The 25,165-nt window shown below is 71.2% G+C and carries 23 protein-coding genes; 18 read left to right on the forward strand and 5 right to left on the reverse strand.

All coding sequences use genetic code 11. The features are described from left to right. Positions 1-220 precede the first annotated feature (220 nt). From clpB to CK206_RS13680, 12 genes are all read left to right on the forward strand, one after another. A complete protein-coding gene (gene clpB, locus CK206_RS13625; RefSeq protein WP_096906712.1) occupies positions 221-2,773 on the forward strand; it encodes an ATP-dependent chaperone ClpB in 2,553 nt (850 codons plus the stop codon). A gap of 529 nt (positions 2,774-3,302) precedes the next feature. Next, positions 3,303-3,986: a hypothetical protein gene (locus tag CK206_RS13630; RefSeq protein ID WP_096906713.1), complete on the forward strand. Its 684-nt coding sequence runs from the start codon at positions 3,303-3,305 to the stop codon at positions 3,984-3,986. 1 nt (position 3,987) lies between these two features. Then, on the forward strand, positions 3,988-4,962 hold the full coding sequence (locus tag CK206_RS13635; RefSeq protein ID WP_096906714.1) for a hypothetical protein: 975 nt from the start codon (positions 3,988-3,990) through the stop codon (positions 4,960-4,962). A gap of 136 nt (positions 4,963-5,098) precedes the next feature. After that, the gene (locus CK206_RS13640; RefSeq protein WP_096906715.1) at positions 5,099-5,977 is read left to right on the forward strand and encodes a sulfurtransferase; all 879 of its coding nucleotides are present in this window, start codon (positions 5,099-5,101) and stop codon (positions 5,975-5,977) included. Between the two features lie 103 nt (positions 5,978-6,080). Then, a complete protein-coding gene (locus CK206_RS13645; protein ID WP_254050588.1) occupies positions 6,081-8,327 on the forward strand; it encodes a hypothetical protein in 2,247 nt (748 codons plus the stop codon). A gap of 134 nt (positions 8,328-8,461) precedes the next feature. Then, a complete protein-coding gene (gene pyrE, locus CK206_RS13650) occupies positions 8,462-9,019 on the forward strand; it encodes an orotate phosphoribosyltransferase (protein ID WP_096906716.1) in 558 nt (185 codons plus the stop codon). Between the two features lie 5 nt (positions 9,020-9,024). Then, the gene (locus CK206_RS13655) at positions 9,025-9,798 is read left to right on the forward strand and encodes a lysoplasmalogenase family protein (protein WP_240341378.1); all 774 of its coding nucleotides are present in this window, start codon (positions 9,025-9,027) and stop codon (positions 9,796-9,798) included. Then, positions 9,795-10,637 (forward strand): SDR family oxidoreductase, encoded by an 843-nt coding sequence (locus CK206_RS13660; protein ID WP_096906717.1) that lies wholly within the window; start codon positions 9,795-9,797, stop codon positions 10,635-10,637. Before CK206_RS13655 ends, CK206_RS13660 begins: the two co-directional genes overlap by 4 nt. Continuing rightward, on the forward strand, positions 10,634-11,284 hold the full coding sequence (locus CK206_RS13665) for an RNA methyltransferase (RefSeq protein WP_096906718.1): 651 nt from the start codon (positions 10,634-10,636) through the stop codon (positions 11,282-11,284). The genes CK206_RS13660 and CK206_RS13665 overlap by 4 nt, the downstream gene beginning before the upstream one ends. Positions 11,285-11,370: 86 nt before the next feature. Next, positions 11,371-11,850 carry a DUF2975 domain-containing protein gene (locus CK206_RS13670; protein WP_096906719.1) on the forward strand — a complete coding sequence of 160 codons (480 nt, stop codon included), beginning with the start codon at positions 11,371-11,373 and terminating at the stop codon, positions 11,848-11,850. Next, positions 11,850-12,056, forward strand: a complete 207-nt coding sequence (locus CK206_RS13675) for a helix-turn-helix transcriptional regulator (protein WP_067719412.1) — start codon at positions 11,850-11,852, stop codon at positions 12,054-12,056. The genes CK206_RS13670 and CK206_RS13675 overlap by 1 nt, the downstream gene beginning before the upstream one ends. Next, entirely contained in the window at positions 12,053-12,244 is a 192-nt protein-coding gene (locus CK206_RS13680) for a hypothetical protein (RefSeq protein WP_194307473.1), read from the forward strand. The genes CK206_RS13675 and CK206_RS13680 overlap by 4 nt, the downstream gene beginning before the upstream one ends. A gap of 22 nt (positions 12,245-12,266) precedes the next feature. Here the strand turns inward: CK206_RS13680 and CK206_RS13685 are convergent, their stop codons facing one another. Further along, positions 12,267-12,902 carry a DedA family protein gene (locus tag CK206_RS13685; protein WP_082924096.1) on the reverse strand — a complete coding sequence of 212 codons (636 nt, stop codon included), beginning with the start codon at positions 12,900-12,902 and terminating at the stop codon, positions 12,267-12,269. Positions 12,903-13,039: 137 nt separating this feature from the next. On the opposite strand from CK206_RS13685, the gene CK206_RS13690 reads away from it, so the two are divergent. The 3 genes from CK206_RS13690 (at position 13,040) to CK206_RS13700 (ending at position 17,012) form a co-directional block, all read left to right on the forward strand. Further along, positions 13,040-14,035, forward strand: coding sequence for an MsnO8 family LLM class oxidoreductase (locus CK206_RS13690; RefSeq protein WP_096907463.1), 996 nt, complete (start codon positions 13,040-13,042; stop codon positions 14,033-14,035). 130 nt (positions 14,036-14,165) lie between these two features. Continuing rightward, entirely contained in the window at positions 14,166-15,209 is a 1,044-nt protein-coding gene (gene fbaA, locus CK206_RS13695) for a class II fructose-bisphosphate aldolase (RefSeq protein ID WP_067719407.1), read from the forward strand. Between the two features lie 249 nt (positions 15,210-15,458). Then, a complete protein-coding gene (locus CK206_RS13700) occupies positions 15,459-17,012 on the forward strand; it encodes an HNH endonuclease signature motif containing protein (RefSeq protein ID WP_254050589.1) in 1,554 nt (517 codons plus the stop codon). 100 nt (positions 17,013-17,112) lie between these two features. Here CK206_RS13700 and CK206_RS13705 read toward each other — a convergent pair whose 3' ends face one another. Beyond that, a complete protein-coding gene (locus CK206_RS13705; RefSeq protein ID WP_173674793.1) occupies positions 17,113-17,706 on the reverse strand; it encodes a hypothetical protein in 594 nt (197 codons plus the stop codon). A gap of 169 nt (positions 17,707-17,875) precedes the next feature. Here CK206_RS13705 and CK206_RS13710 point away from each other — a divergent pair, with 169 nt between their 5' ends. Further along, a complete protein-coding gene (locus CK206_RS13710; RefSeq protein ID WP_096906722.1) occupies positions 17,876-19,267 on the forward strand; it encodes a PQQ-binding-like beta-propeller repeat protein in 1,392 nt (463 codons plus the stop codon). An 82-nt stretch (positions 19,268-19,349) separates the two neighbouring features. Here CK206_RS13710 and CK206_RS13715 read toward each other — a convergent pair whose 3' ends face one another. After that, on the reverse strand, positions 19,350-21,050 hold the full coding sequence (locus CK206_RS13715; RefSeq protein ID WP_371607098.1) for an alkaline phosphatase: 1,701 nt from the start codon (positions 21,048-21,050) through the stop codon (positions 19,350-19,352). Positions 21,051-21,180: 130 nt separating this feature from the next. Beyond that, complete coding sequence (locus tag CK206_RS13720) at positions 21,181-22,602, reverse strand: NAD(P)-binding domain-containing protein (protein WP_096906723.1); 1,422 nt, start codon at positions 22,600-22,602, stop codon at positions 21,181-21,183. Between the two features lie 249 nt (positions 22,603-22,851). Here CK206_RS13720 and CK206_RS13725 point away from each other — a divergent pair, with 249 nt between their 5' ends. Both CK206_RS13725 and CK206_RS13730 read left to right on the forward strand, forming a co-directional pair. Continuing rightward, entirely contained in the window at positions 22,852-23,268 is a 417-nt protein-coding gene (locus tag CK206_RS13725; protein ID WP_067719394.1) for a DUF3151 domain-containing protein, read from the forward strand. Further along, positions 23,225-24,514, forward strand: coding sequence for an aromatic acid exporter family protein (locus CK206_RS13730; protein ID WP_096906724.1), 1,290 nt, complete (start codon positions 23,225-23,227; stop codon positions 24,512-24,514). The genes CK206_RS13725 and CK206_RS13730 overlap by 44 nt, the downstream gene beginning before the upstream one ends. Here CK206_RS13730 and CK206_RS13735 read toward each other — a convergent pair. After that, complete coding sequence (locus CK206_RS13735; protein ID WP_096907465.1) at positions 24,459-25,115, reverse strand: hypothetical protein; 657 nt, start codon at positions 25,113-25,115, stop codon at positions 24,459-24,461. The two genes, CK206_RS13730 and CK206_RS13735, sit on opposite strands and share 56 nt — an antisense overlap. Positions 25,116-25,165: the final 50 nt, after the last annotated feature.

The raw sequence follows: 25,165 nt of genomic DNA on the forward strand, positions 1-25,165 counted from the left end.
GATCTGCCTGAGGAGGAGGGAGGGCGGCCGAGGGGGAGGGGCCGCGGAGGACTCTCAGAGTGTACTCAGGACGGGACGGTGTTCACATTCGTATGTGACTTAACTCTTAACTTGAGCGGAATAGACTCAAGGAGGCGGAGGTTGTACTAGGCGTCCGGCCGGAACGGAACCGGCATTGATTCCAGTACGCTCAACAATACGTCGAAGAAAGGACCGGTCGATGAGCCAGTTCAACCCCACGACCAAGACCCAGGCGGCTCTGTCGGCCGCAGTCCAAGCCGCCTCCGCGGCGGGCAACCCGGATGTGCGTCCGGGCCACCTGCTCGTGGCCCTGCTCGAACAACAGGACGGGATCGCGGGTCCCCTCCTCCAGGCCTGCGGGGTGGACCCGCAGCTCGCCCTGACCCAGGCGAAGGGCCTCGTCGGCGGCTACCCCAAGGCGTCCGGCTCGGGGCTCGCCGCCCCCAACTTCAACCGGGACGCCCTCGCCGTCATCAACTACTCCCAGACCCTCGCGGCGGAGATGGGCGACGACTACGTCTCCACCGAACACGTCCTCGTCGGGATCGCGGCCGGTCACACCGGTGGCGATGCGGCCAAGCTCCTCACCGAGCTCGGTGCCACCGAGGACGCCCTGAAGGCGGCGTTCACGGCGGTCCGCGGGAACACGCGCGTGACCACGGAGAACCCCGAGGACCAGTACCAGGCTCTCGAGAAGTACGCCACGGACCTCACCGCCCGTGCCCGCGAGGGCAAGATCGACCCGGTGATCGGGCGCGACTCCGAGATCCGGCGCGTCGTCCAGGTCCTCTCCCGCCGCACGAAGAACAACCCGGTGCTCATCGGCGAGCCCGGGGTCGGCAAGACCGCCATCGTCGAGGGGCTGGCCCGTCGCATCATCGCGGGCGACGTCCCCGAGTCCCTCAAGGGCAAGACCCTGCTCTCGCTCGACTTGGGGTCGATGGTCGCCGGCGCGAAGTACCGCGGCGAGTTCGAGGAGCGCCTCAAGGCGGTGCTCGACGAGATCACGGCGGCCGAGGGGCAGATCATCACGTTCATCGACGAGATCCACACGATCGTCGGCGCGGGAGCGACCGGCGAGGGCTCGATGGACGCCGGCAACATGATCAAGCCGATGCTCGCCCGCGGTGAGCTGCGGCTGGTCGGCGCCACGACCCTCGACGAGTACCGCAAGTACATCGAGAAGGACGCGGCCCTGGAGCGCCGCTTCCAGCAGGTGTACGTGGGCGAGCCGAGCGTCGAGGACACCGTGGGGATCCTCCGCGGCCTCAAGGAGCGGTACGAGGTGCACCACGGTGTGCGCATCACCGACTCCGCCCTGGTCTCCGCCGCCGCGCTCTCGGATCGCTACATCACGCAGCGGTTCCTGCCGGACAAGGCGATCGACCTCGTCGACGAGGCCGCCAGCCGCCTCAAGATGGAGATCGACTCGCGGCCCGAGGAGATCGACGCCGCCGAGCGGATCGTCCGCCGACTCGAGATCGAGGAGGTGGCGCTGCAGAAGGAGACCGACGCGGCGTCCAAGGATCGACTGGTGGCCCTGCAGGCCGAGCTGGCCGACGCCAAGGAGAAGCTCGCCGAGCTCACCGCCCGCTGGCAGAACGAGAAGACCGCCATCCAGGGTGTGCAGCTCATCAAGGAGGAGCTCGACGCTCTGCGCACCGAGTCCGAGAAGGCCGAGCGTGACGGCGACTACGCCCGGGTGGCCGAGATCCGCTACGGCCGGCTGCCGGAGTTGGAGAAGCAACTCGCCGACGCAGAGGAGAGCGAGGCTGCGGCCGGCGCGATGCTCAAGGAGGAGGTCGGTCCGGAGGACGTCGCCGAGGTCGTCTCCGCCTGGACCGGTATCCCCGTGGGCAAGATGCTCGAGGGCGAGACCGAGAAGCTGCTGCGCATGGAGGACGAGATCGGCCGCCGGGTCGTCGGCCAGGACGAGGCCGTCCGGGCCGTGTCCGACGCGGTCCGCCGGGCGCGCGCCGGGGTCGCCGATCCCGACCGGCCGACCGGGTCGTTCCTGTTCCTCGGCCCGACGGGCGTGGGCAAGACCGAGCTGGCCAAGGCGCTCGCGGAGTTCCTGTTCGACGACGAGCGGGCCATGGTCCGCATCGACATGAGCGAGTACTCCGAGAAGCACAGCGTCTCGCGGCTCGTCGGTGCCCCTCCGGGCTACGTCGGCTACGAGTCCGGCGGGCAGCTCACCGAGGCGGTGCGGCGCAGGCCGTACACGATCGTCCTGCTCGACGAGGTCGAGAAGGCGCACCCGGATGTCTTCGACATCCTCCTGCAGGTGCTCGACGACGGTCGCCTCACCGACGGGCAGGGGCGCACGGTCGACTTCCGCAACACGATCCTCGTACTCACCTCCAACCTGGGCGCGGGCGGATCGCGGGAGCAGATGATGGACGCGGTCAAGCGCGCGTTCAAGCCGGAGTTCATCAACCGACTCGACGATGTGGTGATGTTCGACGCGCTCAGTGAGGAGCAGCTCGAGTCGATCGTCGACATCCAGATCGACGAGCTCGCGCGTCGCCTCAAGGGTCGGCGACTGGTTCTGGAGGTCGACGACGCCGCCAAGGGCTGGCTCGCCCGCCGGGGCTACGACCCGGCCTACGGCGCCCGCCCGCTGCGCAGGCTGGTGCAGCAGGCGATCGGCGACAAGCTCGCCCGGGCGCTACTCGGGGGCGACATCCGCGACGGCGACACCGTCACGGTCTCGCTGGCGGAGGACGGCGAGTCGCTCAGCCTCAGCTGACGCGGCTGACGCGCTCGGCTCGGACGGGCCCGACCACCGGGGATGGTGGTCGGGCCCGTCTCTCGTCGTGTCAGGGCGTCCGCACGGTGTTGCCGCGCCGGTGTGATGCATATCACATCCTCGTTTCGAGGGGTGGGCGGGCGGCGGCCGGGGTGCTCCGGGGGCGGCGCTCAGGCTCGGTCGAGGACGGTGATCGTGGCCTGGGGACGGGCTTCCGGGGCGGGTGGCCGAGGTCTGAGTATCTGCCGCGGGCCGTGGTGGCGGAGGCGGGCAGGCACATCGCCGCTGGTAGAAAATCTGCCGATTTATCGATTCGTCCGGACTTTTGCCCCGCACCACTTATTCGAACATTCCAGGGCCTTTCCGGTCCGGGAAAGAGAAGGGATCCCTGGGAAACAGACTCTGTTCGAATCCGGGATTTTTTTGGGACTTTACCGGCGAAAATGCTGCTTGACCTGCGTTGAAAGGTGTGTTCCTCTTGTGGTCGGCGGGCGCCCGTCCCGCCCATCCGGAGACCACAGGAGCCCTCGTGAACAACTACCATCATTCGAACATCGTGCCCTTCCCTCATTCCCGCACCGAATCCGTCTCGGTGATCGTGGACGGATGGAACGTCCTACTCGGAGCCGCAGACGGATTCGGCTACTCGCGACGCCCACTCTCGACTTTCACGCTCGACATGCCCCGCCTCGCAGATGGCGTCGTCGCCCGTCGCCGACGGGCGGGCAGGGCGGTGCGGATCGGGATCATCCTGGGGAGGCATGAGGGGGCCGCCAACCCGGCGGCCCGTGCCGCCCAGGACGCCGCCACGCGACAGTGGGCCCGTGACTCCCGGGTCACCCTGATCGACCCGGGGATGGTCCCGGTCGGCAGGGCAACGGCCGAAGTTGCCACCGCGGGAGACCGGACGACCCACACCACCGTGGTCCCGATCCGCCGATATCGCGAGGAGTACGGGGACGCGGCGGTCCAACAGTTGCTGACGCAGTGGACGGATGACGGTCTCACCGACGCCGCGATCCTCCTCAGTGCCGACGCGGACCACGCCGGGTACGTAGCCGATATCCGCAGCAGACGCCGGACACACGTGGAGGTCGCACACTGGGAGTGGCAAGCCTCCACGCTGTGTCAACCCGGCCTCTGGGTGCACCACCTGGCTCCCGACCTCCTCGACTCCGTCACCACTTACCGCGACCCCCGAAAGGCGGCCTGAGATGACCGACCCCCGCGACCCCATCCCGTCCGACCCCGACCCCGAGGGCCTCCCGCCCACTCCGCCGAGCCCCGCGCCTCCCAACCTGGGGGGACCGACGGACGGTGACCTGACGGGAGGCACCCCGGTCCTGGTCACGGTGTCCCATCTGTGCGAGGAGCAGGATCGGGGCATGGACTACGCCCTCGAAGTGGTGGAGTACCTCACCGTGGACCTGGCCACCTGGCTCTCGGACATCGCCCCGGACGGTTCCGGCCGCGGTCAGGAGGCCTCTGAGCGGGCCCGCCACCTGGGTAGGATGGTGGACCAGCTCTGCACCATGAGCACCCTGGTCGAGCTGTCCCTGCGCCAGCGCCGCGAGCTGGGTGACCCCACCACCGCCTGGGTCCTGCTCGAGCAGGCCCGCCAGCAGCTCGGCTGGGCGGCCCGCACCGCCGGTGCTCTCGCCCGGTCGATCGCCGGGGCGGAGGGGGACATCGCCGCCGGCCCGGCCGATGCCGCCGCCGGCCCGACGGACAACGCCCTCTCCGACCAATCGCTGCGCGGCGACGAGACGACGGTGGTCGGCGACGCCGTGGAGTTCCTTCTCGAGCGGGATCTAGACCCCCATCCGGACCACGCGACGGAGTTCCTGGACATGGGCGACGGCGTCGGAGTGATCCCCGACCCGCGGCCCCTGACCCCGCTCGAGATGGTCCCGCTGCAGCTGCTGTCCGCGAGCGCCATGCAGTGCGGATCGGTGATCGACGATCCGGCCCCCCGGGCACTCGTGGACCGGATGGCGTACGGGACCTACGTGGCCAGGGTGCTCGACGAGGCCTCGGGGCTCCTCCGCGAGCGAGGTCGCGCGGCCGGCCAGCGCGAGCTGGAGCGTCTCGCCGACACAGGTCAGGAGGCCGCAGACATGATGTGGCAGCTGTCGCCGGGGCCGTTGGAGGTGTTCGCCCCGCGCAGCGACGGGCCTGCGGCAGCCTGAACCGCGGTCCCAGGTGGCGGCGGGTCCGCCTCCGGGCCCGTCTCGCTCTGTCGGCACCCCCACGGTCGCGTGAAGCTCGTCACGGCGGCGCGGTAGGTGGGGGTCACCTCGTCGGCGGAAGGACTACTCTTAACACGTGACCCCAGACCCCGCCACCGATACCCAGGTCAGCCCCCTCCTCGTCACGGCGCGTGAGCTGATCGAGGACGTCGTCACGCTGCCTCCCCCGGTGATCCTCGATGTGCGCTGGCAGCTCGGGGACGCGAACGGCCGGGAGCACTACTGGTCGGGCCACATCCCCGGCGCGCAGTACCTGGACCTGCCCGGCGACCTCGCGGGGCAGCGCAACGTCCGCGAGGGGCGTCATCCGCTCCCGTCGCCCGAGGACTTCGAGGACGCGATGCGCCGGGTCGGGATCGACGACGACAGTCGCGTGGTGATCTACGACGACTGCGGCAACACGTCGGCCGCCCGCGCCTGGTGGCTCATGCGCTGGGCCGGCAAGAAGGACGTCTACCTGCTCGACGGTGGGCTCAAGGCGTGGATCGCGGAGGGCGAGGACCTCGCCGTGGGGCCCGGGAACCCGGTCTCGCGCGGCGACTTCACCTTCGATCTGGACCACATGCTCACCGTCGGCATCGAGGACACCGCGACGTGGCCCGAGCGGGGCGTGCTCATCGACGCCCGCACCCCGGAGCGCTACGAGGGCCGCACCGAGCCGATGGACTCGCGCGCCGGACACATCCCGGGCGCGGTGAACATGCCCACCGGGGACTTCCTCGACGAGCGCGGCCGCTTCCTGCCGGCCGACCAGATCCGCGGCATGTTCGCCGAGGTGGGCGTGACCAGTGGGTCCGACGCGGTCGTGTACTGCGGTTCGGGCATCCACGCCTGCCACGCCTTGGCGGCGATGGAGGTCGCCGGTATTGAGGCGGGCCGCTTGTTCCCTGGCTCGTGGTCCGCGTGGTCGGCGGACCGCAAGCGGCCGGTCTCGATCGGCGAGCAACCCCGCTGATCGCCCTCGGCACCGCGACCACGCCCGTCTCTCACCCGGTCGCGCCCCCACGCGCCGCTGCGCCTGGCCGGACACACCGCCGCCCCTGACTACCCTTGGGGGCATGGTCTGGATCTGGTTCCTCGTAGCCCTCGTGCTGCTCGCCGCGGCGCTCGTCCTGCTGCGCCTGGACGCCAAGCAGCGGGGAGGCGGCGCGGGTGGCGGCGCCCGTCGCGAGAGGCGGACGGCTGTCGACTCGCCGCCGGAGGGGGAGTCCCCGGACGACGAGGACGACGACGAGGTCCCGCTCCACGACTCGCCTGCGGATGAGGTGGGACAGGATCCCGGTTCGGCCGAGCGTGCGGGCGAGCCCCGTCTCGCGCCGTTCCAGCGGTCCGAGGCGTCCGACATCGAGCGCGAGGTGGCCGAGGGCGGCCCGGAGTCGGAGGTGGGCGCGCAGCCGGCGACGGGGGACGCGCCGCGCGATGTCGTGGAGACAACCGCGGCGGCGTATGGCGCCGACGGTTCGGACGCCGACGCCGAGGCAGGGCCGGACGCGGTGGCCGATTTCGGTGACCGCTCCGACGCGGACACGGACGCGAGCGCGGACGCCGTCGCCACGACGGGCCCCGTCGCCGACGATGGCCCCGCCGAGCCAGCCCCGCTCGATCCGGCCGAGCCCACGGCGGAGTCGTCGCCGCGGCTGCTGGACCGGGTCCGGGCACTGCTGCCGGCGCGTCGGCAGCCTACGTCCGCGCTCGAGCCGGTCGAGGAGTCGCCCGCCGATCCGCTGGCGGATTCGCCGGTCGTGCGCTGGCTGGAGGACCGGGAGTTCGCCCCGACCCCCACTCCGGCGCCGGAGTTCATGCACGGGGACTTCTCTGGTGGACTCAGCGCACTGGGCACCGTGTCCCACGGGATCTTCCGTGGTCGCCGGGCGATCATGGGCGTCACCGGCGGACGCACCGTCCTCGCGCTGCGCCGCGACACCGCCTCCGATGTGGTCCTCGACCTGAGCCGCCCGGACGTCGAGGCCGAGCCCGGCTTCCACGACGCCGGCGAGGTCGGCGTCCTGGAGGCCCGGACCTCGGACTACGGCCGTCTCGATCTCATCGACCGCGATCGGCTGGTCGACGCCGTTCGGGAGGTGCCCGCCGGGGTGCGTCGCATCTGGGCCGAGGGCGAGTGGGTGGCGGCGACGGTCGACGGCGTCGACGACCCCTCCACCTGGGATGACGTGGTGATGGCACTGCACGGGGCTGCCGATGTGCTGGCTCCGTTCCCGCCGATCGGGGGGCGGGCCCGCGCGTTGCCCTCCGAGATCGATCCCGGAGCGCCCGGCGCGGCGGCGGGCCCCGAGGCCGACCCCACCGTCGGGATGGACGGCGAGGTCGGCACCGGCACGAACGGCGCCCCGGCGACGGCGGCGCTGCCCGACCCGGAGGACTTCGCCGTTGTCGACGACGAGGACACCGACACGGACACCGACACGGACACCGGCCGGGTCGCCGGCGTGGCCACCGCCGTCGCCACTGAGGAGGGCACGTCGCCTCCGGCGCCCGAGCCCCGGCGGGCCGGTCACCTCCGCCTGGTCCCCGACCGCCGGGGGGCGCGCGACCTGACCGACGTGCCCGTCGTGGCCGACCGGGGGGACCCCGCCGACGACACCGCGGACGACACCGAGCACGGCGCTGCGGGCGACCAGGCCGCAGATGAACCCGTCACCGCTGTCGCCGCCGGGCCAGCACAGACCGCGGAGCCCGCCGCCGAAGAACCCGACCCGTTCGCCGAGATCATGGAGCCGTCGGGGCCGATTCCGGCCCGCGGCGACGTGGCGGCCGACCACCTGGCGCCGAGGCCCCCGCTGTCGCGTCCGACTCGCGGTGTCGGGCAGGCCTACCCCGAGGACGCGTCGGTCCCTCCGCTCGCCGCGGGCGCGGCGACCGGCGCCGCCGGCATCAAGCCGCTCGGCTCGGAGGACGACGAGGACGAGATCCGCGACGAGGTCGAGCGGTTCGACGCCGCCCGCATCGACGGTGGCTCCGACCTCGACCGCACGTCGGGTGGCCGGCACGGGGCCGAGACCACCGAGGAGGATCCGGAGGGAGAGTCGGGCCGGCTGACGGTCGCGGACCTCGCGGCCAAGGTGGGGGCGACGCCGTCGAGCGGGCGACGTCATCATCGGCGCGCGGAGCCGGACGCGGAGCCGGACGCGGAGCCGAACGCGGAGTCCGATGAGCAGGCCGACGGGCGACCCAGCCACGAGGCCGGCGAGCAGGCGGACGATGCCTCCGGCCGCGAGCGTCCCGGCATCGACCCGGACGTGGAGCAGACCGCGAAGCTGCGGCTCCCGCCCGACATCAGGGACTGACCCGACGCCGCAGCGGGTCGGGGCGTTCCGGGGGCGGACTAGAGTCGGGGGCAGCCGTTCCGCCCACCGTGTCACCACAAACCGTGTCACCACACAACCGTGTCAATGAACACCGTGTCCCCGCGAGGAGTCCCATGACCGATCCCGTCACCGTCGACGCCCAGGCCCGCACGCGACTGTCAGAGCTGGTCGCCGAGCTGGCCGTCGTCCACGGTCGCGTCACCCTCTCCTCGGGGCGCGAGGCCGACTACTACGTCGACCTGCGCCGCGCCACGCTGCACCACGAGGCCTCGCCCTTGATCGGACGGCTGCTGCGCGAGCTCACCGCGGACTGGGATTTCGATGCCGTCGGCGGGTTGACGCTGGGCGCCGATCCGGTGGCCACGGCGATCATGCACGCGCCGGGCCGGCCGATCGACGCGTTCGTGGTGCGCAAGGAGGCCAAGAAGCACGGGATGCAGCGCCGCATCGAGGGCCCCGACATCGTCGGTCGCCGTGTCCTGGTCGTCGAGGACACCACCACCACCGGGAACTCGCCGCTCACGGCCGTGGCCGCCCTGCGCGAGGCGGGCGCCGAGGTCGTGGGCGTGGCCACCGTGGTGGACCGCGCGACCGGTGCCGACGACGTGATCCGGGCGGAGGACGTGGAGTACCGCGCGTTGCTGGGCCTGACCGACCTGGGGCTGGAGTGACGAGGATGGGGACCACGACGACAACGACGACGACGAGGGCATTCCGCGATCGCCTGGTGCAGGCGCTGACGGAGCGGGTGGGCGCACTCGGCGACACGTCCCGCCCGGAGGGGCCCGCGTTCCTCGCGGCCGCGGTGGGGACGGAGATCGCCAAGGCCACCGGGGTCGGCGCGCTGGAGAAGCTGTGCAAGCCGGTGATCGTGCCGGCGGCGCTGGCGATCGCGCTGCGCGACGGTCGGCTCTCCGCGGTCGACACCGCGCTGCTGTCGGCCACCGGAGCGGCGTACACCGCCGGCGACGTGATCCTCATGCTCGGTGGCGGCCACGCGAGCCGGTCCAAGTCGAGGCTCGTCGCGGGTGCGGCGGCGTTCGGGGCGGGGCACCTGGCCCTGGGCGGACTCATGCTCCGGTCGGGGCTGCGGTTCAAGCCGGTGCAGTCCGCTGTGCACGGTGTCGTCGCCGGCGTCGCGGGCGCCGTGCTGCTCACGGAAGATCGCGCCAACGCCCCGCTCGCCGCGTACGGCGGGCTGCTCGCCACGCTGTCCGCGTTGGCCACCTCCGTCGACCGGTCGCACGGACCGGCGGCCTCGGTCCTGGCGGTCGCCGGGCCGGTCTTCCTGCTCAGCGACGCGTTGATCCTGGCCCGGCGCAAGACCGAGGGCGGGACCGCACTCGCCCGGGCGCTGGACGTCGGAGTGATCGACACCTACGCCACCGCGGCGCTCCTGCTGCTCACCGGTACCGCCGCCGCGGCGCGTACCGCCGGGAGCGCGTCGTGACCGCCGCGGGCGCACCGGGCTCCGGCACGCCGTCCTCCGGCACCGTCCGGACGGTCCTGGTCACCGGCGCCGGCCGCGGGATCGGCGAGGCCACCGCGCGCCGGTTCGCCGACGCCGGCTACCTCGTGGGCGCGTACGACCTCCAGCCCTGTGCGTGGGCCGAGGGAGACGAGCGGATCGTCACCGGTTCGCTCGACGTCACTGATCCCGCCGCGTGGGAGGCCGCTCTCACCGAGCTCGCCGCCCGTAGCGGTGGCGCGCTGGACGTGCTGGTCAACAACGCCGGCCTGCTCTACGGCACTCCGTTCATGGACGCGAGTTTCGAGCAGGACGCCGCGCTGGTGGACGTCAACGTCAAGGGGGTGCTCTACGGCTGTCGCGCCGCGTTCCCGTTCCTGGAGAAGTCCGCCACCCCGACCGTGGTGAACCTCTGCTCGGCGTCGGCGATCTACGGCCAGGCCGAGATGGCGACGTACTCGGCGACCAAGTTCGCGGTCCGCGGGATCACCGAGGCACTGGACCTGGAGTGGGCCCGCCACGGCATCCAGGTGTGCTCGGTGTGGCCGCTGTACGTGGGCACCGGAATGCTCGAGGGCGTGAACACCACCGGGATGCGGACGATGGGCGTGCGCCTCACGGAGGGCGACGTCGCCGGCGAGATCCTCGACCTGGCCGAGCAGACGGCGCGTGAGTCCTCCGGGGTGTTCGGCAGGATCCGCCGGGCGCTGGGCCGCGAGGTCCACCGGCCGGTCGGGAAGCAGGCCACCGCCATGTACCTGGCCTCGCAGGTCGCCCCCAGTCGACTCGTCAAGCTGTCCAATCAGCGCCTGACCTCGTGACGGCGGCGGGTCCGACCGAGTGGGGCGAGGGCGCGGTCGGCGTCGGCCCGTGGGAGCTCGAGCATCCCGGAGAACCGCGCCCGGCCGGCGACCGGTGGGATCCCGACCTCCTGGACGCAGGCGACCGTCGCAACGTTGTCGACCGCTACCGCTACTGGCGCCGCGAGGCGATCGTCGCCGACCTCGACACCCGTCGGCACCCCTTCCACGTGGCCATCGAGAACTTCGGCCACGACGCCAACATCGGCACCGTCGTGCGCACCGCCAACGCCTTCCTGGCCGCCGAGGTGCACATCGTGGGCCGCCGCCGCTGGAACAGGCGCGGGGCCATGGTCACCGACCGCTACCAGCACCTGCGCCACCACGCCGACGTCGGCGCCCTCATGGAGTGGGCCCGCTCCGAGGGGCTGCCGGTCGTCGCCGTCGACAACCTCCCCGGTGCCGAGCCCCTCGAAACCGCGAGCCTGCCGCGCGACTGCGTCCTGCTCTTCGGACAGGAGGGGCCCGGGGTGAGCGAGGACGCGCGCCTGCGGGCCGCGAAGACCGTCTCGATCGCACAGTTCGGCTCGACCCGCTCGATCAACGCCGGCGTGGCCGCCGGGATCGCCATGCACGCCTGGATCCGCGAACACGCCGCCCCGGCCTGATCGCCATCTCGCCCGCCCACCGCGACGCCCGCCCGCCGTTTCCCGCGCCTATTGTTTTTCGATAGGTATAGGTCCATAGTCGGTGTATGAATATCGAGAAACGAGCGGTCCTGCCGTTGCGGGTGTGCCTGGTGGTGCTGTTCGCGATACTGGTCCTGCTGCAGACCATGTCCCTGCCCGGGCAGTTCGCGCACATGGCCGAGACGTCACCGGGCGACGCGCACCTGCGGTGGCCGCTGACGGCCGTATCGATCTACTGGGTGGTGTGCATCCAGGTCGTGGTGGTGGCCACCTGGAAGCTGCTCTCGATGGTCAGGGCCGACCGCATCTTCACGGACGGGTCCCTGGTCTGGGTCGATGTGATCCTGGGGGCGATCGTCGCTGCCTGGGCGATGCTCGTGGTGGTGCTCGTGCTGGTCGGCATCAACGCGACTGATCCCGGCCTGCCGCTACTGCTCTTCCTCGTCGTCGTCATCATCACGGTCGCCGCGCTGCTCATGGTCGTCATGCGCGCGCTCCTCCGGCAGGCGACCTCCCTGCGCTCCGAGATGGACATGGTGGTCTGATGCCGATCATCGTGCGGATCGACGTCGAACTCGCCAAGCGCAAGATGAGCGTCGGAGAGTTCGCGGAGCGGGTGGGATTGACGCCCGCCAATGTCTCGGTGCTGAAGAACGGTCGGGCCAAGGCCGTGCGGTTCAGCACGCTCGAGGCGATGTGCCGGGTGCTCGAATGCCAGCCCGGCGACCTGCTCGAATGGGTCGAGGAATGAAGCGCCGGGTGCACTTCCTGCTGGTCCTGGCCGCAGTGCTGGCCATAATCGCGCTGGGGGCGACGGCGGTCGTCCTCGGTGAGGCCGACGACTCCCCGGGTCTGCAGGGGATCGGGGTGCTCGTGGTGATCGGTGCCGCGGTCGTCGCGCTGCGCTGGCGCGGGCCGGGGGAGCGCGGACCGGACTAGGCGTCGGCGGCAGGAGGGCGCGCTACATGGCCGGTGCCGCGGGCCCGTTGCGGATCCGGTCGACGACCTTGGGGCCCGCGGTGATCGCCATCGGCAGCACCGAGACCAGCACGATGCCGATGAGGATCAGGTCGATGTGCTCCTTGATGAAGGTGAACTGGCCGAGCCACGCGCCCAGCGCGGTCACGCCCGCAGCCCACAGCAGGGCCCCGATCACGTTGAACGAGACGAAGACCCGGTAGCGCATCCCCGCCATGCCGGCGACCAGCGGCGCGTACGTCCGGACGATCGGGACGAAGCGGCAGAGGATGATCGTCGCCGGGCCCCACTTGTCGAAGAACTCGTGGGCCTCGTGGATGTAGGCCTGCTTGAAGAACCGCCCGTCCGGCCGCTCCCGCAGGTGATGTCCCCAGCGGTTGCCGATGAAGTACCCCACCTGGTCCCCGAGGAACGCCGCGATCGGCGCGGTCACCAGCACCACCCACAGTGGCGCGAACGGGCTGTCCTGCTGCGTGAGCAGGCCGGCCGTGAACAACAGTGAGTCGCCGGGGAGGAACGGGAACAACAGTCCGGACTCGATGAAGACCACGGCGAGCAGCGCGGGGAGGATGGCGTTGCCGAACGGTCCGTCGCCGGACAGCCAGAATTCGGGATCCATGAAGCCCGGGCCCAGGGCGAGGACCTGCTGTGCCTGTTCGGCCACGAGGTGCGTGTTCACCGGAGGATCATACTCCCGCGGACCCCGGGCCCGGCCGTGTCCGCGATCGACGTCACTCCGGGCGCTACGGTGTGGTCGTGGCCCCCACCGACCTGCCGGACACCCTCCGCCTCAGTCTCCTGGACAGGTCCCGGACCCGCGTCGGCGAGTCTCACGCCGCCGCGATCGAGGGCACCCTGGCCCGCGCGGAGCGGGCCGACGCCCTGGGCTTCCACCGCTACTGGACGGCCGAGCACCACGCGGTGCCCGGGATCGCGAGCGGGAGCCCGCCGCTGTTGATCGCGGCCACCGCCGCGCGCACCGACCGTATCCGCCTCGGATCCGGGGGCGTGATGCTGCCCAACCATCGACCGCTGATCGTCGCCGAGCAGTTCGCCATGCTCGAGGCGATGCACCCGGGCCGTATCGACCTCGGGGTGGGACGTTCGCTCGGGTTCACCGCACCGGTCCGTGCGGCGCTCGGCGTCGCCGAGTACGACACCGACGCGTTCGCCCGCGATATCACCGCGGTGCAGGACTTCCTCCACGGTCGGGGGCCCGTCACCGCGCTGCCGGTCGTCGAGGCCCCGCCCCCGTTGTTCGTGCTCGCGACCGGTCGGGGCCTGGAGGTCGCTGCACGGGCCGGACTGCCCGTCGTGGTCGGGGGACCGAGGCTGCTCGCCGACCCGTCGCCCCTGGATCGCTACCGCGAGATGTTCCGGCCGAGCGAGGCCACGCCGGAGCCCTATGTGGTGGTGAGCCTGGAGGTGATGGTCGCCGACTCGGTCGGGACCGCGCGACAGCTACTCCTCCCGGAGGCGTGGGCGATGGCGGAATCCCGGGAGACCGGGGTGTTCGGCCCGCTGCGGTCGCCGACGGAGATCCTGGACCGCAGGTTCCGTCCGCAGCAGCTGCGACGGGTCGAGGACTGGATGGCGGGGGCCGTCCAGGGGGACGCGGAGAAGGTCGCACGCGAACTCGCCGTGCTCGTCGAGCGGACCGGGGCCGACGAGATCATGGCGTCCACCTCCATTTTTGACCGCGACGACCTCGCCCGGGCCGACGCTGCGCTCGCCGAACTGCTCCCCGGCTGACCGGTACCGCACGGCTCGCGGGTGCGCGTCGTCACGCTCGCCTAGGCTGGAGGGTGTGCGCCCACCTCCACAGGGGTGCGGCGCCCCGAGATGCGCGCGTCGCACAGCCGAGAACCCTGGAGGAGACCACATGCCCATCGCAACTCCCGAACAGTACAAGGACATGCTCGACCGGGCCCGTAACGAGGGCTTCGCCTACCCGGCGATCAACTGCACGTCCTCGGAGACCATCAACGCGGCCATCAAGGGCTTCGCCGATGCCGGGTCCGATGGCATCATCCAGTTCTCCACCGGCGGTTCCGAGTTCGGCTCCGGCCTTAACGTCAAGGACATGGTCACCGGCGCGGTCGCGCTCGCCGAGTTCGCGCACGTGGTGGCGGCGAAGTACGACGTCCTCGTCGCGCTGCACACCGACCACTGCCCCGAGGACAAGCTCGACGGCTTCGTGCGGCCGCTCATCGAGATCTCGCAGGAGCGCGTCGACCGCGGCGAGAACCCGCTCTTCCAGTCCCACATGTGGGACGGTTCGGCCACCCCGCTCGACCGTAACCTGGAGATCGCCAAGGAGCTGCTCGAGAAGACGGCAAACGCCAAGCAGATCCTCGAGATCGAGATCGGCGTCGTCGGCGGCGAGGAGGACGGCGTCGAGAACGAGATCAACGAGAAGCTCTACACCTCCCGTGAGGACTTCGAGGCCACCATCGACGCCCTCGGCGCCGGCAACACCGGGCAGCGCTACCTGCTGGCCGCGACCTTCGGCAACGTCCACGGCGTGTACAAGCCGGGCAACGTCAAGCTCAAGCCCGAGGTGCTGAAGATGGGCCAGGACGTCGCGGTCGAGAAGCTGGGCCTCAACGCCGGTGACCTGCCGTTCGACTTCGTCTTCCACGGCGGCTCGGGCTCGGCCAAGAGCGAGATCGAGGAGGCGCTGTCCTACGGCGTCATCAAGATGAACGTCGACACCGACACCCAGTACGCGTTCACCCGGCCGATCGCCGCGCACATGTTCGGCAACTACGACGGCGTCCTCAAGGTCGACGGCGAGGTCGGCAACAAGAAGGTCTACGACCCGCGTTCCTACCTGAAGAAGGCCGAGCAGGCCATGTCCGAGCGCGTCGTCGAGGCGTGCAACGACCTGAAGTCGGCCGGCAAGTCCAAGGGTGCCGCTGCGTGATCGAACGCTGCTTGAGTGAACGCTGCTTGATCGATCACGGCCTGATCGGCCTGCCTGATCGGCCTGCCTGATCGGTCGTATCTCATCGCGGCCTGACACCGCCCCATCAGCGGCGCTCCTCCACCCGGAGGGGCGCCGCTGTCATGTGTGGACCTCTCGCCGCCGAATCGAACCCTTGTGCTACGCGGAGGGTGCCGGTAAGATCGCTTGTATGTTCGAGTCGGGTGCGATGCTGAAGGGGGTGCGGTGGTGAGCGAGGAAACGGGGACGACGACGAGGTCGGCTTTCGCCGGGGCGCTCCGCGCGGTGCCGGAGCCCCTCGACACCCTGGGCGCCGAGGCCCTGAGCGAGGTGGCGCGCTCGGCGACGCTGGCGCAGAACCTGGCGGCGGCGACCCGGCTGCAGGCGGCCCACCTGTTGGTCCAGGCGATGGGGAGTGTCGACAGGGGCTCCCCGGGGCGAGCCGATACGCCGCCGTTCGGGGACTCCCGTCCCGCCTACTCCCGGCTCGAACCCACTGAGCGTGCGCGCAACCACCTGGCCGCGGCCATGTCGCTGACCGGGTGGCACGCTGCCCGCCTGGTCACTGCCGGTGTGCAGATCCACACTCGCCTGCCGCGTCTGCGCAAGGCTGTAGAACGCGGACTGTTCCCCGAGCAGCTGGCCATCGACGCCGCCTGCCGTCTGGCAGAGGTGCCCGACACGATCATCGGTGCGGTGGAATCGGACGTCGTCGGCGCCCTGAGCCGAGACCTCGACGGGGGCCACCGGCCCAGTCGCTCGGCCCTGGACACGGCGGTCGACGCGTCCCGGGAGCGTCATGACCCACAGGCCGCCGGCGACGCCGTGGACGCCGCCGTCGACCAGCGGACGGTTCGGTTCCGCCCGGCCCGCGACGGCATGACCAGCATGTGGGCCTCGCTGCCCAGTGGGGATGCAGAGAAGCTCCGCCGCCGGATCGACTCCGCCGCCCGCGCTGCCTCGGAGTCGGGCCACCCCCGCACGCGCGACCAACTGCGCGCCGACGCCCTGTGCGCACTCGGGGACCCCACGACCAACGACATCGGCACGAGCCTGTACGACGCGGAAGAGTCGGCGGGCGCGTGCAATGCCACCACCGGCACCTGCGCCGACGCCGCCGACAGGCCCCCGCTGGGAGCGTCGTGGGGCACCGAGCAGCCCATCCGGATCTCGATCATCGACAGCGTCGCCCAGGGGCTGCCCAACCGCGTGCAGTTCGTGAACGGCGCCTATTCGAGCTTCGACTGGCTGTGTGAGGAGCTCCTGTCCGGCGGCGACTCCAGGGTCAGGTTCGAGATGCTCGACCCGCAGCCGGGTGTCCAGGACACACCGGACGCGGTGCTCAAGTACTTCATCACCCCGGCGCTGGCCGAGCGAATCCGGCTCCGCGACGGCACGTGCCGCCACCCGGGGTGTACGGTCGACGCCCACGACTGTGAGATCGACCATGTCATCGCCTTCGATCATCAGCGACCTGAACTGGGCGGACCCACCGCCGAGTGGAACCTCGTGTGCCTGTGTCGCAAGCACCATCGGGAGAAGACCTTCGGGCACTGTGCCTACCGGCCCGGACCGCTCGGCGAGCTGACCATCATCACCGAGACCGGTCACGAACACCGCACCACACCACACGGGCCGCTGGCCCAGGCGCGCGACCGGATTCTCGACCACCGATGGCGACAACACGTCGACCGTCTCATCGCCGACGACGGCCACCTCACCAATCCGCCCGGCATCGAGCGGGACTACCGCACCGGCCGAGACGGTTCCCGGCCAGCCTGACTGCCAGGGGCAGACCCGGCCCGCCAGTTTTCCCACGGCTGGCCCGTCCCACCTGGCTGCCAGCGGCACACCCGGCCCGCCTGACCCTCGACGGGTCGGGTCAGCCCGGCTGCTGGTCCTGCGGGACCACGCCCATCCCGACACCGGGCTGGCACATCTTCCAGGCACCGTCCTCGTCGCGCATATGAATCTGCTCCGGGCCCGTCCCGTCGGACGCCGACTCCACGGTCGCGGTCGCCTCGGCGCCGTTGTCACTGATCTCCACCCCGAGCACCTCGAGATCCTGGGGGAACGAACCCGCGATCGATTCGCGGAACATCGAGTCGAGGTCCGAGCCCGTCGCCTCGCTCGACGCGGTGATGGTGTCGACGAGCTCCTGCGGGACGCGGTTCTCCGCGCACATGTGCCCGTTGAACTCGGCGAACGACTCCGCCGAACTCATGCTCTCCAGCGTCTGCTCGACGTCCCGCTCGGCCCGCGCGGACGACGACAGCGGGCCCGCGAGGAAAAGCCACGCGAGCGCGGCGATCACGAGGAGCGCCACGACGACGGCCGCCGTGACGGCCACGCCGCCCCGCCCGCCGCGACCGCCTTGCCGGCCGCTGCCCGGACGTGCCCCACCCTCCGGGCCCCCGCCCGGCTGTCCCGCGGGGTTCGGCTCCCCGGCGGCCGGCTGCTGGCTCGTCGTCGTCATCTACTACTCCCGGTGCGCGTCGCCGGCCCCGGACGGGCCGCGTCGACCCGCCACCGTAGCGGACCGACCTGTGATTCCGGGGGTGCAGGGGCGCCGACCGCACCGGCGCGGACACCGCTCCCGCCAGGCCACGGGCGCTACACATGAGATGGCCAGTTAGCCTTCAGGTATGCCCAGGCTCCGTCTCAGCTCTGTTCGTGTTCTCACCGGCGGCCTGACCGTCTCGGCGCTCCTGTTGTCCGGCATCGGCCCCGCCCACGCTGACGCCGGCGACTGGAGCCAGTACCGCGCGACCCCCACCAACAACACCCACGTCGTCACCGGTGGAGCCCAGATCTTCTCCGGCACCATCCCCACCGCGAACGAGGTGCGGGCGACCCCGGTGGTGGCCGACGGCAAGGTGTTCGTGGGCAGTCACGGCTCCGGGGAGCTGCAGGCGTTCGACCTGGCGACGGGCGAATTGTTGTGGCAGGCGCAGGCGCCGAACTGGGTGCATTCGGAGATGATCCATTCCGACGGGCGGCTGTTCGTGGGATTCGGCAACCGCTTCTTCCAGGACGGGCCGGGTGGCTACCGCGGCACCGGGGAGTCCGGCGTCCTGGGTCTGGACCCGGACACCGGTGAGATCCTGTGGCGCCACGACACCGCCGGCGAGGTCATGCCGACACCCGCCGTGACGGGCGGAGCGGTCTGGGCGGTCACCGGGGACCGTCGCCTGTACAAACTCGACCCGGCGACCGGTGAGGCGCTCGAGGTGGTGGAGACCGGCCACGTGGTGAGCATGTCCTCGCCGTCGGAACAGGGCGGAGTGCTGTACTTCGGCGGCGGCGCGCCCCGGCCGTACACGTTCTTCGCCTACGGCACCGCGGCCGGCGAGTTCGCCTGGCAGCGGGAGTTCCCCGAGTTCACCCACGGCCTCGACGACGTCCCGCCGGCCGTCGACGAGGGGATCGTCGTCACCACGGCCAACCGCGCCCTGTTGCCCGGGATCGCCGGCGCGCGCGAGGAGCACACGATCATCGCGATGGACCAGCAGTCCGGCGAGGTGGTGTGGCGGGACGTGATCGGCGACGGGCCCGCCCCGACCAACAACCGGTCCGGTGCGCCGACCATCCACGACGGCACCGTCTTCGTGGGCAGTCCCACCACGGGCGCCGCCTACGCGTATGACCTGCACTCCGGCGAGCGACTGTGGCGTAACCCTGTCGGCGCGATCAAGGGTGCCCCGGTGATCCACGCGGGTGGTGCCTACTTCTCGACCACCGCCGGGAACGTGTACCGCCTCGACGTCCGCACCGGCGCGATCACCGGCGTCCTCGAGCTGGAGGGGCCGTTGGCCCCGGCCGGGCCGATCCTCGTCGACGACACCCTGGTGGTCCCCAGCCAGAGCCGGAACGTCTACTTCGTCCCGCTCGAGGAGTTCCCCGACTCCCGCGCCACGGGCGGCGCGACCGCGAGCCTCGGCGACCCGGCGTCACCGTGGGGGAGCGCCGCGGGGTCCGCGGCGTCCGCGGCGGGATCGCTCGGCACGGACGCGGGATCGCTCGACCCCGCGTACTGACGGGCGCCGGCGCCGGCCCCTGTCTCGCCCCACCGGCCCCCGGCTCGCCCCACTGGCCCCCGGGCCCACCCGACCTGCCGGGTCAGGGGAGCGGGCCCGCGGGCTCCAGGCGGTCGGTGCCGTGCCGGGTCCGCCAGCTCGCCATCGGGTAGGCGCCACTGTTCGGGTCCTCGCGGGCCACGAGCGCCCAGTAGTCGGCGTGGGCGTAGTCGCTGGTGAACTCGACCACCGTGAAGCCGTGGCGGTCGAGATCGGCCCAGCGGACGTGCCGGTTCGCGGCGGTCAGCGCGCCCTGGGCGGCCTGCGAGAGCGGGTTGCCCTCGGGTAGTCCGCCCACCATGTCGTTGATGTTGTTGCTCGTGATGGACGGGGTGACGAACTCGACCGCCCCGGTGCCGGCCCCGGGGTAGTCGGCCGGGTCGAACGGCACCTCGTTGGCCCAGGACGTGTGGATGTCGCCGGTGAGGAAGACGTGGTTGCGGTTGCCGGTGGCGCGGATGACCTCGAACAGGCGGCGGCGCTCACCGGCGTACCCGTCCCACTGGTCCGAGTTGTAGGTGATGCCCTCCCGCGGGACCCCCAGGAGCTCTGTCAGCGCGCCGGTCGTGCGCGCATCCAACGGCGGGATGAGCACGGGCGAGACCATGACCGAATTGCCGATGACGTTCCAGCGGGCGGTCGACGACTGCAGCCCGCGGGCCAGCCAGTCGAACTGCTCGGCGCCGGTCATCGTGTTGGTCTGGTCGATCGCCAGGCCGTTGAACCGATCGGGACTCTCGGAGCGGTACGAGCGCAGATCCAACATGCTGATCTCGGCCAACGACCCCCAACGCAGGCGCCGGTACAGGTGCCCGCCGTCGCGCAGGGACTCCGGCCGGACCGGCATCCACTCGAAGTACGCCTGCGAGGACGCGGCCTTGCGGTCGGAGAACGGGCCCTCGTGCGGCTGGTGGTTCTCGGCACCGTGCTCCCACGAGTCGTTGGCCAGCTCGTGGTCGTCCCACGTACAGATCCAGGGGACGTGCGCGTGCAGGGACTGCAGGTCGGGATCGGTGTGGTACTGCGCCAGCCGGATCCGGTAGTCGGCCAGGGTGACGATCTCGTGCGGTGGTTCGTGCGGGCGGATCGCCCCGATGGCGGCGGTGTACTCGCCGCGGCCGTACTCGTAGATGTAGTCACCGAGTTCGATGATCGCGTCCAGGTCGCCGCGCGCCTCGAGGTGCCGGTAGCCGGAGAAGTAGCCGGCCTCCCAGTTGGAACACGACACCACGCCGATACGCCAGCGGCCGGTGGCGGGCATGGCGCCGTCGGCGGGCGCGGTGCGGGTGCGCCCGGTCCGTGAGACCTGACCGAGCGCGCGGAAGCGGTAGTGGTACCAGCGGTCCGGCGCCAGTCCGGTGCAATCGAGCTTGACCGTGTGGTCGCGGCCGGCGTCGGTGACGACGGACCCCGTGCGGACGAGGGAGGTGAACCCCGGGTCGGTGGCGACCTCCCAGGCGACGACGACGGGGTCACCGATCCCGGAACCGGGGCTCGCCTGCGGGGTGGGCGTCACGCGCGTCCACAGGATGACGCGGTCCGCCATGGGGTCGCCCGAGGCGACGCCGTGCCGGAAGACGGCTCCGGCCGGGGCCCCGCCACCTCCCGTGCCTCCGGCAGCCGCGGCCCCGGCGGCCGCGGTGCGTCCGGCCAGGGCACCGGTCCCGACGGCGGCACCGGCCAGCGCTCCGGCCCGGAGGAGGGAGCGCCTGCCGATGCCACCGGTGGGGTGGGAATCGGCGATGCGGGCGGTTCCGGCGATGCGGGCTGACCCGGGAGCTTCGGGCGAGGGGGCGGGAGACGCGGTCACGCGTTCAAGTCTGTCCCCTCGGGTGACGTCCGGGAGCGGATTCGCCCCAGACGTCACCGACGGTTCACTCGCCGGCGACCTGCGCGTCCTGTCCCGGGGTGGTGTCGGCGCCCACCACGAGCTCCTCGATCTCGGTCTTCTCCGGCGTCGAGAGGTACCGCTCGCGCGAATCGTCCAGCTCCTGGAGCCACGGGGTGTGGTGGACGGTCGCCATGGTGCCGGTGAGGACGGAGCGGTACGGCTTGTCCCGGTAGGTCAGGATGTTCTTCTTCTTGTCCTTCTTCCAGGCGAGGAAGATCTCGACCACCTCGTCGAGGTCGAACATCGGGTAGTCCGTGGCCTCGATGAGGTCGCGGACGTAGTCGGCCTGGAAGCGCACGTCGTCGGCGTCGCCCTCCAGCTCCTGGAACCGCTTCCGCCAGGCCCGCATGTGGGCGACCCGCTCCTCGGCGGACGGCAGCTTGGCCCGGCCCAGGATGAGGTCGCGGACATACCAGGCCTGGGCGTCGAACATGTTGAAGGTGAACCACTGGTCCTGGGCGCCGAGGTAGTAGACCTTGGGGTTCTTCTGCCACACCACGCCGCGGTAGAGGCCGGCGGGGTAGATGTTGTTGGGCGACTGCAGCGACAGGTCCGCCGGTAGGAACGGGTACTTGTGGAGGTAGCCGGTGCACAGGATCACGGCGTCGAACTCGCGGGTCTCGCCGCCGGTGAAGTGGACCGTCTCGCCGTCGAACCGCTGGACGAGCGGTAGTTCCTCCATCCCGTCCGGCCAGTCGTAGCCCATGGGGGCGGTGCGGTAGGAGATCGTCACCGACCGGGCGCCCATCTTGAAGGCCTGCACGCCGATGTCCTCGGCGGAGTAGGAGGCGCCGATCAGCAGGACGCGCTTGTCCGCCAGCTTCTCGGCCCCGCGGAAGTCGTGGGCGTGGCGGACAGACCCGGGGAACGTCTCGATGCCCTTGAAGTCCGGGAGGTTGGGGTAGGAGAAGTGGCCGGTGGCGACGATGATCCGGTCGAACTCCGACGAGGTGGTCTTGCCGGACCTGAGGTTCTCCACGGTGACGGTGAAGGTGTCCAGATCGCGGTCGTAGTCCACCCAACGGACGGCCGTGGAGAACTGGACCTTGTTCTTGACGTCGGACCCCTGGACCCGGCCGTCGATGTAGTCCCACAGGACCTCACGCGGCGGATACGACGAGATGGGCCTGCCGAAGTGCTCGTCGAACGTGTACTCGGCGAACTCGAGCGCCTCCTTGGGGCCGTTCGACCAGAGGTTGCGGTACATGGAGGAGTGGACCGGCTCGCCGTACTTGTCGGTGCCCGACCGCCAGTTGTAGTTCCACTGGCCGCCCCAGTCGTCCTGCTTCTCGTAGGCCACGATCTCGGGGATCTTGGCCCCGGACCGCTGGGCCGATTCGAATGCCCTGAGGGCGGCCATTCCGCTCGGTCCGGCTCCGATGATCGCAATGCGCTGTCTAGACACAGTCTTCCTTCCGGCCCACGTTCGACCTGTTCGTTCACTCCGACTGGTGCCGGTGGAAGCTCGTCCGACGCGGGGACCGGATGAGTCCGCGTAACGGGGCCTCGACACCGGGACCACTATCACTCCGAAGGGGCGTGAAACCACTGCCCGCGACGAGCGCACGGCGCCCCGTCCGGGGCGCCGCATGCCCTCGACCTTAGCAAATGGGGGCAGGGGAGGCGATGCGGCGGATTAGTGGACAATGGGGGCATGACCCAGTTCGGAGATCTCCTCGGCCCCCCGCCCACCCGTCTCACCGGTGACCCGGAGGCGGAGGCCGCCGTCGCCGCGGGGGAGGATCCCCGCACCGTGGCGGCCTCCCACCCCACCGCCTCGATCGCGTGGGCCGAGCTCGCGGAGCGCGCACTCGACTCCGGCGAGGTGATCAGCGCCTACGCGTTCGCCCGCACCGGGTATCACCGCGGGCTGGACCAGCTGCGGCGCCACGGCTGGAAGGGCTTCGGGCCGGTGCCGTACGACCACGAACCCAACCGCGGCTTCCTCCGTTGCGTCGCCGCGCTGGCCCGCGCCGCGCAGTCGATCGGTGAGGAGGACGAGTACATCCGTTGTCTGGACCTGGTCAATGAGTCAGACCCGCACGCCGCCGCGTCTCTCGGCCTGGCGTGACCGACTGGACGCCCGCGCGCTGGGCGTCTACGCCGCGCTGCCGGGCCCGCTGAGGGCGCGCGCCCGGCGACTCGGTTACGCGTTCCTGCCGATCCTGCAGTGCGGTCTCGCCGCGGGACTGGCCTGGTTCCTCGCGCACGACGTGCTGCACCACTCGGCGCCCTTCTTCGCGCCCATCGCGGCCGCCATCGCCCTGGGCACCGGTATGGGGCGTCGCGTCCGGAGGGGTGTCGAGTTGGTGCTCGGCGTCATCGTCGGCGTCGGGTTCGGTGACCTGCTGATCCGGGAGATCGGCTCCGGGGCGTGGCAGATCGCGCTGGTGGTGATCCTGGCGATGTCTGCGGCGGTGTTCGTCGACCGCGGGGCGATCACAGGCACCCAGGCGGCCTCGTCGGCGATCCTCGTGGCGACGATCCTGCCGCCGGGCAGCGCGGGCGGCTACGAGCGGATGCTCGATGCTGCCGTGGGCGGGGTGGTCGCGCTGGCCGCGATGGCACTCATGCCCGTCCATCCCCTGCGCCGCGCCCGCCGGGAGGCGGCGTCGCTGCTGGGCGTGGCGTCGTCGGTGCTCGCCGAGGTCGCGGACGGGTTGGAGCGGCGCGACTCGGAGCTCATCCGCTCCGCCCTGCAGGAGGCCCGTGACACGCAGCCGGCCGTCGATGCGATCTCCGAGCAGCTCGCTGGGGCGCGGGAACTGGTGCGGATCTCCCCGTTCTACCGGCGTCGGCGTCCGGAGGAGATCGTCCTCACGGCGATGCTCAACCCGTTGGACAACGGCATCCGCAACATCCGTGTCCTCGCGCGTCGGGCGATCGTGGCGGCGGACGATCAGGTGGACGTCCCGCCCGCGTTGAGTTCGTTGATCGCGGCGCTGGCCGGCGCTCTGGAGGTGCTCACACGGCGTGTGGCCGCGGACTCCGATGCACCCACGGACGCCGAGGTCCACCGCGAGTTGCGGGCGGTCGCGTCGCGCGCCAAGCGGGAGCTGATCACGGGGTCGGGCCTGACCGAGACCGTCATGCTGGCCCAGCTGCGCTCGATCCTGGTGGACATGATGCAGGTCGCGGGGCTGAGCAAGATCTCGGCCCTCGCCACGCTGCCGCCGACCGTCCGCAATCCCGCCGTCGAGCCGGAGCTGACGGAGGAGTGGCCGGACGCGCCGGACCGACCGGCGCCGGTGATGCCGCCGCTCAGGGCGACACGAGCCTCCATGGCTCGGTATGACGATAGAAAGTCGTCCTCTTGATGGCCCGCCGTCCGGTGAGTCCGTCCCGGGTGAGCAGGCCGGCCTCGGTGCCCAGTTGCACCGCCCGGGCCGCCACCCACTGACGGCGACGCAGCCTGCGGGGCCGGGCGGCGGTGGCCCGGACGCCGGGCAGCTCGGGTGTGGGCCGGACGGTGAGGGTGTGCGTCTCGCCGGAGAAGACCACGGTGTCGTCGGCGTAGGCCTCGCCCACGAGTCGGTCGCCCTCGGCGCCGCGTACGAGGGCCTCGCCGACGAGGGCGGTCCCGGTCTCGTCGCGGACTAGCGGCACCTCACGCGACGTGCCGCGGATGCCGAGCTTGGCCGCCTCCGACCCTGTCGGCAGCCCGTAGGCGCGGGTGGCGGGGGTGGGCTCGTCGGCGACGTAGGCGATCTCCGCGTCGAGGTTCTCGGTCCGCAGCAGGCGGGTGAGCACCGCGGCCAACGCGGCGTCGGTGCCGCAGAGGACCAGTCGACGCCCCGGGCCCACCTCGGCCAATGCACGGTTGACCTCGTCCTTGGTCGGCACCTCGCTGACCTGGATGCGGGGGCGCTCACCGAGAACCGTCGGGACCGGGGCCGAGCCGCAGCGGATGACGATCATGACCTCCATCATGACCGCAGCTGATGGCGGGGGCGAACCTGGGGCAGGAT

The sequence above is a fragment of the Dietzia sp. WMMA184 genome (genome assembly GCF_002441635.1).
Classification (GTDB): Bacteria; Actinomycetota; Actinomycetes; order Mycobacteriales; family Mycobacteriaceae; genus Dietzia; species Dietzia kunjamensis.

Bases quoted from the DNA above. Each gene is read 5' to 3' on its own strand.
- clpB (WP_096906712.1), top strand. From the start codon at position 221: ATGAGCCAGTTCAACCCCACGACCAAGACCCAGGCGGCTCTGTCGGCC.
- CK206_RS13635 (WP_096906714.1), top strand. From the start codon at position 3,988: ATGACCGACCCCCGCGACCCCATCCCGTCCGACCCCGACCCCGAGGGC.
- CK206_RS13645 (WP_254050588.1), top strand. From the start codon at position 6,081: ATGGTCTGGATCTGGTTCCTCGTAGCCCTCGTGCTGCTCGCCGCGGCG.
- pyrE (WP_096906716.1), top strand. From the start codon at position 8,462: ATGACCGATCCCGTCACCGTCGACGCCCAGGCCCGCACGCGACTGTCA.
- CK206_RS13655 (WP_240341378.1), top strand. From the start codon at position 9,025: ATGGGGACCACGACGACAACGACGACGACGAGGGCATTCCGCGATCGC.
- CK206_RS13670 (WP_096906719.1), top strand. From the start codon at position 11,371: ATGAATATCGAGAAACGAGCGGTCCTGCCGTTGCGGGTGTGCCTGGTG.
- CK206_RS13675 (WP_067719412.1), top strand. From the start codon at position 11,850: ATGCCGATCATCGTGCGGATCGACGTCGAACTCGCCAAGCGCAAGATG.
- CK206_RS13680 (WP_194307473.1), top strand. From the start codon at position 12,053: ATGAAGCGCCGGGTGCACTTCCTGCTGGTCCTGGCCGCAGTGCTGGCC.
- CK206_RS13685 (WP_082924096.1), bottom strand. From the start codon at position 12,902: ATGGATCCCGAATTCTGGCTGTCCGGCGACGGACCGTTCGGCAACGCC.
- fbaA (WP_067719407.1), top strand. From the start codon at position 14,166: ATGCCCATCGCAACTCCCGAACAGTACAAGGACATGCTCGACCGGGCC.
- CK206_RS13705 (WP_173674793.1), bottom strand. From the start codon at position 17,706: ATGACGACGACGAGCCAGCAGCCGGCCGCCGGGGAGCCGAACCCCGCG.
- CK206_RS13710 (WP_096906722.1), top strand. From the start codon at position 17,876: ATGCCCAGGCTCCGTCTCAGCTCTGTTCGTGTTCTCACCGGCGGCCTG.
- CK206_RS13725 (WP_067719394.1), top strand. From the start codon at position 22,852: ATGACCCAGTTCGGAGATCTCCTCGGCCCCCCGCCCACCCGTCTCACC.
- CK206_RS13730 (WP_096906724.1), top strand. From the start codon at position 23,225: ATGAGTCAGACCCGCACGCCGCCGCGTCTCTCGGCCTGGCGTGACCGA.
- CK206_RS13735 (WP_096907465.1), bottom strand. From the start codon at position 25,115: ATGATCGTCATCCGCTGCGGCTCGGCCCCGGTCCCGACGGTTCTCGGT.